General features: G+C 65.9%; 7 protein-coding genes. 3 read left to right on the forward strand and 4 right to left on the reverse strand.

The genetic code is table 11. The annotated features are described in order from the left end of the window. Positions 1–6 precede the first annotated feature (6 nt). A complete protein-coding gene (locus NHH73_15550) occupies positions 7–573 on the forward strand; it encodes a HupE/UreJ family protein (GenBank protein ID USX24044.1) in 567 nt (188 codons plus the stop codon). A gap of 157 nt (positions 574–730) precedes the next feature. Further along, the gene (locus tag NHH73_15555; GenBank protein USX24045.1) at positions 731–2353 is read left to right on the forward strand and encodes a DUF4394 domain-containing protein; all 1623 of its coding nucleotides are present in this window, start codon (positions 731–733) and stop codon (positions 2351–2353) included. Between the two features lie 2 nt (positions 2354–2355). Here the strand turns inward: NHH73_15555 and NHH73_15560 are convergent, their stop codons facing one another. After that, complete coding sequence (locus tag NHH73_15560; GenBank protein ID USX24046.1) at positions 2356–3066, reverse strand: hypothetical protein; 711 nt, start codon at positions 3064–3066, stop codon at positions 2356–2358. Positions 3067–3631: 565 nt separating this feature from the next. On the opposite strand from NHH73_15560, the gene NHH73_15565 reads away from it, so the two are divergent. Then, the gene (locus tag NHH73_15565; GenBank protein USX24047.1) at positions 3632–7096 is read left to right on the forward strand and encodes an ATP-binding protein; all 3465 of its coding nucleotides are present in this window, start codon (positions 3632–3634) and stop codon (positions 7094–7096) included. A gap of 13 nt (positions 7097–7109) precedes the next feature. On the opposite strand, the gene NHH73_15570 is transcribed toward NHH73_15565, so the two are convergent. The 3 genes from NHH73_15570 to NHH73_15580 form a co-directional block, all read right to left on the reverse strand. Further along, positions 7110–8204 carry a LacI family DNA-binding transcriptional regulator gene (locus NHH73_15570; protein USX24048.1) on the reverse strand — a complete coding sequence of 365 codons (1095 nt, stop codon included), beginning with the start codon at positions 8202–8204 and terminating at the stop codon, positions 7110–7112. Positions 8205–8279: 75 nt separating this feature from the next. Continuing rightward, positions 8280–10472 carry an alpha-glucuronidase gene (locus NHH73_15575; protein USX24049.1) on the reverse strand — a complete coding sequence of 731 codons (2193 nt, stop codon included), beginning with the start codon at positions 10470–10472 and terminating at the stop codon, positions 8280–8282. A 25-nt stretch (positions 10473–10497) separates the two neighbouring features. Beyond that, positions 10498–13368: a glycosyl hydrolase 115 family protein gene (locus NHH73_15580; GenBank protein ID USX24050.1), complete on the reverse strand. Its 2871-nt coding sequence runs from the start codon at positions 13366–13368 to the stop codon at positions 10498–10500.

Genomic DNA, 13368 nt, shown 5'->3' on the forward strand with positions numbered 1-13368 from the left:
GTACCTATGAAATCCAGATTGATCCCGACGTTGCTGGCGCTGACCTATGGCGGCGCCGCGCTGGCCCATCCCGGCCATTCCGATGGCGCGATGGCTGGCCTGATGCATCCTCTGACGGGTATCGACCACATTCTGGCGATGCTGGCCGTCGGCCTGTGGGGCGCGCAACTGGGCGGCCGCGCGCAATGGCTGCTGCCGGCCAGTTTCGTGGCCTTCCTTGCCGCCGGCGGCGCGCTGGGCATGGGCGGTGCGGCGCTGCCGCTGGTCGAAGCGGGTATCGTCACTTCGGTGCTGCTGCTTGGTTTGCTGATCGGCTTCGCTGTCAAGTTGAAGACCCTGCCGGCGGCGCTGATCGTCGGCGGCTTCGCCATTTTCCACGGTTACGCCCACGGCACCGAGATGCCGGCCATGGGCAACGCCTGGTTGTATGGCGTGGGCTTCGTCGCCGCCAGCGCCGCGCTGCACATCGCGGGGCTCGGACTGGGACGCGCGGTACGCCGTCACAGCGGCTGGTTGCGCACCGGCGGCGGATTGATTGCGCTGGCCGGCATGTGGCTCGGCATGGCCGTTTGACTGCTCGAACCCGGGCCAAGTAGCGTAAAATCTTAGTTATAAATTATTTTTTACGTGCGCTGCATCCAAAAGCAGCGGCCATGGGTAGTGTGTGGGTGCGCTCCTCGTCATCACGGCCTGGCGGCACGCCCACTCACTTTAAAAGAAGAGACCAACCATGCCACTGCCATTCAGCAAACTGTTATTGGTTTCCGCCATCGCCGCCTCGCTGGCGGCCTGCGGGTTCACCGAGGATATCGACAAGGACGACGACAAACCGCCCCAGGCCAGCGAGACGGGCGATGTGTTTGTCTTGACCGTCAGCAATAAGCTGTTGTCCTTCGACCGCGCCACCCCGGCCACCATCCGCACCACCGCCACCGTCACCGGCTTGCAGGCCGGCGAAAACCTGCTCGGTATCGACTATCGTCCCGCCGACGGCCAGCTGTATGGCGTCGGCAGCACCGGCCGGATTTACACGCTGAATGGCGCCACCGGCGCGGCCACGCTCAAATCGACGCTGGCCGCCGACAGCGGCGACACCAGCGCGCCGTTCACGGCGCTCGCCGGCACAGAATTCGGCGTCGATTTCAATCCGGCCGCCGACCGTTTGCGCATCGTCGGCAACACGGGCCAGAGCCTGCGCGTGAATGTGGACACGGGCGCCACCACCACCGACGGCTCGATCAACGGCGGCGCGGCCAACACTGCGGTCAACGCCGCGGCCTACACCAACAGTTTTGCGGGCACCGCCGGCACCACGCTGTTCGTCCTCGACGCCGTCAACGGCACGCTGTACACGCAGAACCCTCCCAACAACGGCACCCTGGCCAACCCGGTGCCGCTGGGCGTGGCCGCCACCAGCGTGGCAGGCTTCGACATCGATGCGCGCACCAACACCGGTTACGCCGTCATGACAGTCGGCGGCGCGCGCAATCTGTACACCATCAATTTGAGCGCGACAGCCAATCCCGCCACGCTGGTCGCCGCCGTTGGCGTCAGCGAGGATTTGCGCGGCGTGGCCGTCCGCACTCCCGCCGCGCCGGTCGCCTACGGCCTGACATCCGACGGCCGTATCGTCTCGTTCAAGACTGCCACGCCGAACACGCTGGACACCAATGTGACGATCACCGGCCTGACCGGCAGCGAACGTCTGCTGGGCTTCGATATTCGTCCCAAGGATGGCCTGCTGTATGGCTTGTCCTCGACCGGGCGTATCGTGACCATCGATCCGGTGACGGGCGCCGTCACCGCCAAGGCGACGCTGGCCGCGGACACCGCCGACAGCTCGTCGCCATTCTCGAATCTGATCGGCACCGGCTTCGCGGTCGACTTCAATCCGGTCGCCGACCGCCTGCGGGTGATCAGCGATTCCGGACAAAACCTGCGCATCAACGTCGACAGCGGCGCCACCACGACCGACGGCCCGGTCAACAGCACCGGCGTGACGGCGGCGGCGTACACCAACAGCTACGCCGGCGCCACGACCACCGTGCTTTACGATATCAACACCAGCGGCGGCAACCTGGTGACGCAGAATCCACCCAACGACGGCATTCTGGTCAACGTGGGATCGCTGGGCGCGAATGCGGTGGGCGACGTGGCGATGGATATCGCCGGCGGCGCCAATGGACTGGCGCTGGCGGCTTTGCGTAGCTCCATCAACGGTGCCAGCGTGCTGTATCGGCTGGATCTGGCCACCGGCGCGGCGGTGCCGGTCAACGGCACCGGGACGATCGCGAATTCCGCGATCGGCAACGGCCAGGTGGGCTTGATCGACCTGGCGATCGCGCTGAAGTAAGGCTAGCTTCTACCCGCGATGTAGAGCAAGGTCTTGACGTCGTTTTCGCTCGCGATGGTCCTTCGCAGGATGTCCTGCCGATAGATCGCCGCGAGCGGATCCTCGCGGTAGTAGGTCATCAGTTCTATTTCTCCGGCTTGCGGATACGGCGGTGCGGCGGAAGCGATCCGTCCGAAGATTGAGGAGGTTCCCCCATGCCCCCAGGACCAGTGGATGCCGAATGCGCTGGTGAGGAAGGCGTGGCCGATTTCGTGCGCCGCCGTCATTGCGAACATGGCGTCGGCGTCGCCCTCGTGACGGGGTTCGTAATACAGATTTCCGCTCAAAAGAGGGTAGGGATTGCTGGAGCGGCTGCTCAATGGCCCCAGCAGCGGGCTGCCGGTGTGTGCCAGGATCAGCGGCAGGCCGTCCCGCGATTGTCGTGGCGAGACGGTCACCGCGTAGCCGACGCCATTCAAGGTGATGGTTCGGCTCCAGTATCTGCCCAAGCCGAGGTCCGCCAGTTGCGCGTAATAGGAGAAGCGGTCTTGCGGGACGCGCCTTGATTGGCCCAGAACCCGCGCCGCCAGCGGCGGCATACGGTAATGCATCGCCACTTCAATGACGATGGTGCGGTGATGATCATCGATGGAGGCGGTCGCGTAGCGGACCGGTCTGGCGCGGCCGGACAACAGCAGCGAGCAATCGAGCGAGGTAATCGGATGAAACGGCATTCGGACATGCAGTGGGGATGAGTTCAGCCCGAGGGCGGGAGTGCCGCCTTCGGGCCGGTGCTACATCATACTACGCCACAACGCGCGACAAGGGTGCCGCGCGGTGGTCGATTAGCGAGCCGGAGGAGTCGACTCCGGCGTGGTCGTTGCCGGTGGAGTGGCGGAGTCCGTTGGGGTCGTGCCGCCGGCGGCTGGTGGCGTGGTCGCGTCCGGTGCCGGGGTCGGCGTCGAAGGCGTTGCGCTAGGGGCCGGGGCCGGGGCGGTCGTGGCTTCTGGTGTCACTGGATCGGCTTCTTGCTTTTTGCAACCGGTAACAGCTGCGGCAGTCAGGATCAACGCAAAGGCGAACTTGGCGGGTACATTCAGATGTTTCATGGTGACCTCCTTGGTGTAGTGTTGAAACGTATCTTAGCTACACCTGAGGTCGCGCGGTATAGGCGTTCTCGCGGCCTGTTTGTAGGACTAGTCTTAAATCGTGTCGTGAAATCAAAACCTGGTTCACAGTGGGGCGCGCCGCTCGCGCCGACTCATGATAGGCTGGAGGAAATCATTTTTTTTCACACCCATGAGCATTCCCTCCAATCAAGTTGAAATTGCCGACACGTTCCTCGCTGCGGAAAGCGGGAGCGAGATGGCGCGCCTGATCGGCTCGCTCGACTGGTCGAGCACACCGCTGGGGCCCATCGCCGAATGGCCGCACAGCCTGCGCACAACAGTGAGTCTGTGTCTTGCATCTAACTTTCCAATCAATATCATCTGGGGGCCCGGGCACGTCCAGATCTACAACGACGGCTATCGAATCGTGTGTGGGGACAAGCATCCGTTCTCGCTCGGCATGGACTACCGCGAGTGCTGGAAGTCGGCGTGGCCGGCGATCGGCCAGCCGTTCGAGCGCGCCGTGGCGGGCGAAACCTCGTTTCTCGAGAATCAACGGATGTTTTTGCAGCGCAACGGCTACCTGGAAGAGACGTTTTTCACGTTCTCGCTGAGCCCGATTCGGGCGGACGGCGAGGTCTGCGGGCTGTTTCATCCGGTGACCGAAACCACGCGCACCATGCTCAGCGAGCGGCGCACGCGGGCGCTGCGCGATCTGACATCCGGCCTGGGGAGCGCCGAATCGGACGACGACGTCGTGCGCATGACCGTCGCCGCGCTGGCGCAGTTCGAGTTCGATATTCCATTCGTGCTGCTGTACGCGTTCGACAAGGCGTTCGGCGGCTATGTGCTGACGGGACACCATGGCGTGGCGCCGGCGAGCGCCATCAGTCCGGCGCTGCTGTCGGCCGGCGCCGAGGCCTGCTGGCAGGTCGACAAGCTGTCGCAGTCGCAGGCGGCGGTGCAGATATCGGGCTTGCGCGCGCTGATGGCCGGAGACCGGTGCGGTCCTTACGACGAAGCGCCCGATTACGCGCTTGCTCGTCCGACGCGCCAACAGCAGGACGGGCATCCGCGCATGCTGATGATGCTGGGCGCCAGCGCCAGGCTGCCGTGGGACGAGACGTACCAGGAATTCCAGCAGTTGCTGTTTGCCGCCATCGACGCCGCGATGGACCGCATCGCGACGCAGGAGCAGGAAAAAGCCAGGATCGAGGCGCTGGCCGCCGCCGACCGCGCCAAGACGCTGTTCTTTTCGAATGTCAGCCACGAGTTCCGCACGCCGCTGACATTGATGCTGGGGCCTTTGAGCGACGCGCTGGCGGAACCCATGCGCGACGGCCAGCGCGAACGCCTGCAGATCGCCGAGCGCAATGCGCACCGCCTGCTACGGCTGGTCAACTCGCTGCTCGATTTCTCGCGCATCGAGGCAGGGCGCACCCAGGCCACCTTCAGCGCCACCGACCTGACGTCGTTGACCGCGGAACTGGCGAGCCACTTCCAGTCGGCCTGCGCGCAAGCGGGGCTTGAGCTGATGGTCGACTGCGAACCGCTACCGGAGCCGGTGTATGTGGACCGGGCGATGTGGGAAAAGATCGTCCTCAACCTGTTGTCGAACGCCTTCAAGTTTACGCTGGAGGGCGGCATCAAGGTCACGCTGAAGGTGCGCGGGGACGGTGTCGAGTTGAAGGTAGCCGACAGCGGCGTCGGTATTCCGCAAGCCGATGCGGCGCTGGTGTTCGACCGCTTCCACCGGGTCGAGGGACAGCGTGGCCGATCGATGGAGGGCAGCGGCATCGGCCTGTCGCTGGTCAAGGAGATGGTCGCGCTGCATGGCGGCGCGGTGCGGGTGCGTAGCGCCGACGGCCGGGGTTCGGTTTTCAGCGTCCGGCTCAAATTCGGCTTCGCTCACCTGCCGCCGGGCCAGATCGTCGAGCAGCCGGCGCAAGCCGGGCGCTGGGCCGGCACCGCCAGCTATCTGGAAGAGGCGGTGGGGTGGCTCGACCGCAAGGGCGCGTCGTCCGAACCTGCGCCGGATCCAGCGCCGGCCGGCGCCATCAGCGCGCGTATTCTGCTGGCGGACGACAACGCCGACATGCGTTCCTATATCCAGCGTATTCTCGAGAAGAACGGCCACCAGGTCACGCTGGTCAAGAACGGCCGGGAGGCGCTCGAGGCCATCGCCGCCGGGCCGCTGCCAGATCTGGTGCTGACCGACGTGATGATGCCCGATACCGACGGCTTTACCTTGCTCAGGACGCTGCGCGCCGGCGAGGCCACGCGCGATATGGTGGTGATCCTGCTGTCGGCGCGCGCCGGTCCGGAAGCGCGGGTCGAGGGCCTGGCCGCCGGCGCCGACGACTACATGGTCAAGCCCTTCGATGCGCGCGAGCTGGTGGCGCGCATCGACGGCGCCATCAACTTGTCGCATCAGCGGCGCACTTCGGCCGCGCGCGAGGCGGCGCTGCAGGCGGAGGTGAAGGCCGAGGAGCGGGTGCGCGAACTCGATATCATCGCCCACAAACAGGCGGAGGAGGAACTGCGCGAGGCGAGCCGGCGCAAGGACGAATTCCTGGCCATGCTGGCGCACGAATTGCGCAATCCATTGGCGCCGATCAGCGCCGCCGCCCAGTTGATCGGCATGACGAAGCTGTCGGACGAGCGGCTGCGCCACACCAGCGGCGTGATCGCGCGCCAGGTCAGCCACATGACGGCGCTGGTCGACGATTTGCTGGACGTGTCGCGCGTGACGCGGGGACTGGTCGATATCGAACGCACGCCGCAGGATGTGCGCAACGTGGTGTTCCACGCGATCGAACAGGTGCGGCCGCTGATCGAGAGCAAGCGCCACCGGCTGGTCACCGACCTGGCGCCGGATGTCGGGTCGGTGTTGGGCGACCAGAAGCGGCTGGTGCAAATCATCAGCAACCTGCTGAACAACTCGGCCAAGTACACGCCCGACGGCGGCCGCATCACCGTGCGCACCGAGCTGGTAGGCGAGGACGTCGAACTGGTGGTGGAGGACAACGGCGCCGGTATCGCGCCGGCCTTGCAGTCGGCCGTGTTCGAGCTGTTCTCGCAGGCCGAGCGCACGCCGGACCGCACGCAGGGCGGGCTCGGTTTGGGCCTGGCGCTGGTGAAAAACCTGGTGGAGCTGCACGGCGGGACGGTGGGTTGTCACAGTGACGGTGTCGGCATGGGCAGCCGCTTCACGGTCACGCTGCCGCGCACCACCGCGCGCGTGGAAGCGGCCGCGCCGCTGCCGTCACGGCCGTCGGACGCGAAGGAGGGCGGCTTGAAGATCATGGTGGTCGACGACAATGTCGATGCGGCGGAGATGCTGGAGATTATGCTCGACGCGGTCGGACACCATGTCATCGCCGTGCACAATGCGGCCAATGCCCTGCTGCGCGCGCACGAGGGCGGAGGACTCGACGTCGCCATCCTCGACATCGGCCTGCCGGATCTGGATGGTTACGAACTGGCCAGGAGGCTGCGCGCCGACAGCCGCAGCGCCGGCATGGTGCTGGTGGCGCTGACCGGGTACGGGCAGGCGTCGGACCGCGACAAGGGCATCGCGGCGGGATTCGACCATTACCTGGTCAAGCCGGTGTCGCCGTCGACATTGATCAATTTGATGAGCGAAATCACGTAGAAGGTGGAACGCGTTAGCGCGCGTTGCGCTTGACGATCCTGGCCGGTGGGCGCATGCGCGGCGCGGCATCCGACTGGCGCCGTATCAGCGCGTAGTCCATCAGCGCATGCTCCGGCGCCTGCGGCGCGCCGCTGTGGCGGGCGCGGACCTGCTGCACCAGCGAGCGCAGCGCCGCTTCCGCCATGCCGGTGATGGGTTGCCGCACGGTGGTGAGCTCGGGCCAGATGGTCGTGGCCAGGGCGGTATCGTCGAAGCCGGCCACGGTCAGGTCGCCCGGCACGTCGAGGCCCAGCCTGTGCGCGATCGCCACCACGGCGGCGGCCATGTCGTCGTTGCTGGCGAAGATGGCGGTCGGACGCGGCTCCTGGGCGAGCAGGATCTCCGCCGCGTCCAATCCCGAACGATAGGTGAACATGCCCGGCACGATCAGCTCCGGGTCGGCCTGCGCGTGATGCTCGGCGATGGCGGCCTTGAAGCCGGCCAGCCGGCGCGCGCTCGCGCTCTGGTTCGGATGGCCGGCGACGAAGCCGATGCGCTGGTGGCCCAGCGCGATCAGATGGCAGGCCATCGCGTGGGCGGCAGCGTAGTCGTCGATGCTCACGCCGCTGACGCGCAGGTCCGGCTGGCCGCAGGCCACGGTCACGGTCGGGGTGCCGGCGTCGGTGATCAAGTCGATCAGCTGTTTGGAGTCGCACAGCGGCGGCGGCAGGATGATGCCGTCGACGCCATTGGCGATCAGGCGGCGCGCCTGCTCGACGCCGTGTTCATCGGCCTCGCATTTTTCCACCACCAGCTGGACGTTGTTCGGGCCGGCCTGGTTGAGCAGGCCGACCAGGAACTCGCTCAGGTAGCCGGCGCTCGGATTACTGTACAAGAAGCCGATGCGGATCGAGCGCGAACCGGCTAGGCGGCGCGCGGCCTGGTTGGGCACATAGCTCAGGGCGGCGACGGCGTCGGCCACGCGGTTGCGGGTCTTCTCGCTCACTTTGGCGTCGCCGTTCATCACGCGCGACACCGTCATCGGCGACACGCCGGCCAGCTTGGCGACATCGGTCATCGTCGGTGCTTGCGCCGGCGGATCCAGGGGGGCTTGCTCTCTACTTCTCATCTTCACTCCAGGGTCAGGTCCACCAATGCTACACGAGCTGGGCTACAGATGCGATTTTAGCAAAGGATTTACCTGTTATCCCCGGCCCGGCGCGTAAGGGAAGTGGATGGCCTTGTAGTAGTCCAGCGGTTTTGGCGGCGGCTGCACGCCCGGCGGCAGCGGCAAGACGTTCACCGACTGGAAGTAGGCGATGCAGGCATTGCGCCACAACTCGGCGTTGGCGACCTGGCGCTGCAGACGCTGCGCCACTTCCGCGTGGCGCCTTGCGTCGATCAGCGGCCGCAGCGCCATCCAGCGCGATTGCAGCTCGCGCGCGCCGCGCACGCCGGTGTCGTAGTGGTGTATCAGTTCGGCCCACAGCGTGCGGCCCGACGGCATCGCGTAATCCCACGGCAGATGGTGGAACCACAGCAGGAATTGCGGTGGCGTGGTGCGCGGATCGGCGTACTGGCGCGCGATCTCCGGCGCATACTGGGCCAGCGCGTTGGTGCCGCTGGCGGTGCGGTCGAAACCGATGCCGTCGCGGGCGGCGCGATGGTAGTAGACCGGATTCCAGTCCGGGCGTTCCAGATTGTCGATCCACGGCGCCGGGCCGTGGTGGTGCGAGGTGCCCATCATGTGGTGCAGGCCCAGTGGCGTCATGTAATCGACCACGGTTTCGCGCGACATCATCATGATGTCGACCACCGGGGCGGTCACGCGGACGTCGGGACCGAAGGTTTGGGCGGCCCATTCGACGGCGATATCGCGCGCGGACGCCTGCGGATTCCACGCCAGGCGGCCGTACGCGTACCAATTGGCCTGGTCGAAGTGGTGGCCGGTCCAGTTTCGGTCCGTGCCGATATTGGCCACGCCGGCCATGCCCGTAAGGCTTGGGCGCCCGGCCGAAGGCGCCGGCAGCGCCTTGCCCTCGACCACCTGCGCCACCGTCAGGCCTTGCGGTGCACGTTTGGTGTCGGCGTGCAGCGTCTCTTCGAACATCGTGCCCAGGTAGGCCAGGTCGGTGGAAAAGCCGAGATACTCCTTGGTGATCTGGAACTCCATCATCAGCGGCGTCTTCGGCATGCCGCCGAACAGCGGGTGGAACGGCTCGCGCGGCTGGAAGTCGATGGCGCCGTTCTTCACCTGAACGATGACGTTGGATGCGAACTTGCCGTCAAGCGGCGTGAACTCGTCGTAAGCCTGCTTGGCGCGGTCGGTGGCCTTGTCCGCGCCGTGCGCGTAGACGAAGGCGCGCCACATGACGATGCCCTTGTGGGGCGCCAAAGCGGCGGCCAGCATGTTGGCGCCGTCCACGTGGGTGCGGTTGTAGTCCTGCGGGCCTGGCTGGCCCTCCGAATTGGCCTTCACCAGGAAGCCGCCGAAGTCCGGGATCGCGCGATAGATCTCGTCGGCCTTCTTGCGCCACCATGCCTGCACCGCCGGCGAGAGCGGATCGGCGGTGTCGGTTTCCTTCAGTTCCAGCGGCGTGGAGAAGCGTGCCGACAGATATACCTTGATGCCATACGGGCGCAGGATGTCGGCGACGGCTGCGGCCTTGGCGATGAAGGCCGCGGTCAGCACTTCCGGCTTGGAGTTGACGTTGTTAAGCACCGTGCCGTTGATGCCCAGCGAGGCGTTGGCGCGCGCGTAGTCGGTGTAGCGGCGGTCGGCGATGTCCGGCAGCGCCCACCAGTCCCAGATCGAGAAGCCGGAGTAGCCGCGTTCCACCGTGCGGTCCAGGTTATCCCAGTGGTTCAGCAGGCGCAGTTGCAGCTTGGGCGCCGAACTTGCTTCCGGCGCCGCGCCGATTGCGGCGGCGCGCAGCCAGGCGAAAGACCCGTACAGCAGGCCGATGTCGCTGTTGGCGGCGATCAGCGTCACGTTGTGGCCTTGCAGGCGGGTTTTACGCAGCAGGTAGCCTTCCTGGCCCAGCGCCGCCAGCTCGGCGCGCAGCGGGGAGGAGGACGCGGCCAGTTCCGGCAGCCCCGCCGGCGTTGCCAGCACCAGCGAACCATCGCGTATCGCGGTCGATGTCGCCGGCGCGCCTCCCAGCATGCCTTGCAGTCCCTTTTGCAGTTCGCTCAGCGCCGCCTGCGTGGTTGGCGAGGGCTTGCCCGACAGGACCAGGGTGCGGGCCTGCGGCTGCAGTTTGGCCTGCGCCGCGCGCTCAAGTGGTTGGTAGCGCAGCCACAGGTCGTAGCCGTCTTCGTCGGCGGCGCATGCCGGCGCCGCGGCGGCCAACGACAACAGCACGGTCGCCATCAGCCTGATAAATATGTTTGCCATCTTGTCTCCGTTTATATTTTTTTAATCAGCGCGCGCGCGGGCTTTCCGGCGGCCCGAGATAGCTGTCGCGTTGGCCGCCGGTGTCGACCACCAGTTTTTGCAGCACCAGGGCGGGATCGATCACCCAGAATTTCAAGGTATGTTTGCCTTCGGTGTCGATCACGTGCCGGGACGTCATCGCCGTGGCGCCGTCCGAGACGCTGCGCTCCCATGCTTTTTCGGAGCCGTCCGCGTGCAGGTTGACGATCTGCGGCGCCTCGTCGTCGAATGAAATCGCGTAGCGCAGGCCGGGGCCCGGCTGGATCTTCTGGGTCGGCGCCAGGGTCGCGTGAACGTTGACCTTGCCTTTGGTGGTCAGCAGCATCTGGTACTCGAGCCGCATTTGCGGCACGCCGTCCGGTGGCGCGTCGACCGGCAGCGTCGTCATGCCCGACAGCGTGCGGCCATGGTCGGGAATGCGCAGCCACTCGCGTTTTTCGGGCGCCACCGCCCGGGTGTAGTGCTCCGCTTCCATCGACACGACACCGGCGGTTTCGATAAAGTCGCCCTTGGCGGCTTTCGGCAGTCCGGTGGAGCGGCGCAGCGGCACGGCCACCGTCGTCTTGGCGCCGTTTGGACCGGCAATGGTCAATGTCGCGCGATCAACGCCAGCCGGAACATCTTCCCAGCGCACGTCGACCATGACGCGCTGCTCGCGTTCCACCCGGCCCGCAGGTTTATCGAGCAAGACCCACGGCGCGCTGGCGCTTACCTTGTAGTCGAACGGCTGCTGGCCGCGATTGAAGATTTCGATGTGGCGCTGGCGTCCCTCGAACGGATCGAGGACTGGCAGCGCCAGCGTGTCGCCGGCGGGGCCGGGCCATACGTTGGCGCTGCCTTCGACGGCCACGCCCATGTCGCCTTCCTTCGGAACCTGTACCTCGGTCACCGGCGGCATCACGTTGCGGGGCGGCTGGTTCCAGTAGGTGTAGCCCAGGTGGGTCTGCGACATCATGTGGTTCCATTTGCCGCCGCTGATATCCTCATGATAGCGGCGTACCAGCTCCGCATCCTGCTGGAACAGCTGGCGGGTGCGCGCCGCCAGATCGTTGGTGGAGGTGCGGCCCTGCAGTCCGTAAAGGCGGTTCATGCCGGCTGTGACATACAGCTCGTTGACCACGGCGCTGGCCTGCACTGGGTATAGCACCAGCTGGAAGAAAGCGTCGCGCTTTGCTGCCGGCAGCGCGGCCGAAATGCGTTCGGCGCGCGCGGCGATGTCGCGGTACTCCTCGACGATGCGCGCCGCTTCGCCATAGTTGACCAGGCTGTAGGTGGTCGGCTCCAGCTGTTCCGGCTTGCGGCGGCCGTTGTACTTCGCATACCTGGCGACGATGTCGGCGATGTCGTCCGCATGTTCGGGTCCGAATTCGCGCGTGGCCCACAGCTTCAGGTAGTCCGGCAGGCGCTGCGCCGGCCATGCGGCAGGGTTCCACGCATAGGTCAGGAAGAATTCGATCGGCACTTCCATCGGTTTGAGGTCGCCCACGTTGACGATCCACATGCGGTTGGCCTGGTACTGCCATGCCAGATGCATCTGTTCCCATATTTTGGGCAGCGGTGTGACGTTGATCCACTTATAGGAGCGCGGCCCGCCGACATAGTCGAAATGGTAGTAGACACCGGCGCCGCCGGCGCGCTTGCGCTCCTCCTGCGTCGGAAGGCGGCGGATATTACCCCAGTTATCGTCACACCAAAGCAGCATCACGTCGTCGGGAACGCGCATGCCCCGCTCGTAGTATTCCTGGACCTCCTTGTACAGCGCCCAGGTTTGCGGCACCTTGGTCACGTCCGGGTTGATCTGCCTGGCGATGGCCTCGCGCTGGCGGCTGACGATGCGCTCCAGCAGCGAGACGTTGGATTCCTCCGACATCGGTTCGTCGCCGTCGCCGCGCATGCCGATGGTGATCATCTTTTCGTAGTCGCGCGTGTTGCGCAGGCCTTTGCTCCAGAAGTCGTCCAGCACGCCCTGGTTCTTGTTGTAGTCCCACGGGCCTTTGCCCTGGCGCTTCCATTCCTGCTGCGCGCGCATCATCGGCTCGTGGTGGGAGGTGCCCATGACGATGCCGTATTCGTCGGCCAGCTTGCCGTTCAATTTGTCGTCGTCGTAAAAGGCCGAATTCCACATCGCCGGCCACAGGTAGTTGGCGCGCAGGCGCAGCAGCAGCTCGAACACCTTGGTGTAGAACTCGTGGTTGTAGCCGCCGTAGCGCTGCTTCACCCAGCCGGTCAGCGCCGGTTGTTCATCGTTGAGGAAGATGCCGCGATATTGCACCACCGGGGCGTCGTTGACTGCGACGGGGGCGGAGGCGTAGATGCTGGCATGGCTTTGCGCCGGCACGTCGGCCCACCACTGCCACGGCGATACGCCGATCTGCTCGGAGATCTCGTAGATGCCGTAGATGGCGCCGCGCTTGTCGCTGCCGGCGATGACCAGGGCGCGCTCGACGCCGGGCAGCGGGTTGCGCAGCGTTTGCACTTGCCAGCCTTCCCATTTGCCTTTGATGGCGGTGACGTCCAGTTTGCCGGCCTTTACCAACTGGTCGATCAATGGGCTTTTGCCGATGGTGCCGATGATGACGACATCTGCGCCGGCGGGCTTGCCGCTTTGCTCCAGGGCGGGCCGCGCGGTGCTCACGCGGGCGATGTCTTCCTGCAGGTCGCGCGCGGCACGCAGCACGCCGGGGTGGTCGGCTTTGTCGACGTAGATGGTGGCGGCGCGGCCGGCGTTGGCCAGCGTGACGGCATCGGCGGCCGGTGTGTCGAATGTCGCCAGGCGTTTTTGGCCCAGCGCTTGGGCGGGGAGGGCGCAGGTTAGCAGCGCCAGGAGGGCCGCGCCTGCGAGGTAGAGTTGTCTCAT

Source organism: Oxalobacteraceae bacterium OTU3CINTB1, from assembly GCA_024123955.1.
GTDB lineage: Bacteria > Pseudomonadota > Gammaproteobacteria > Burkholderiales > Burkholderiaceae_D > Rugamonas.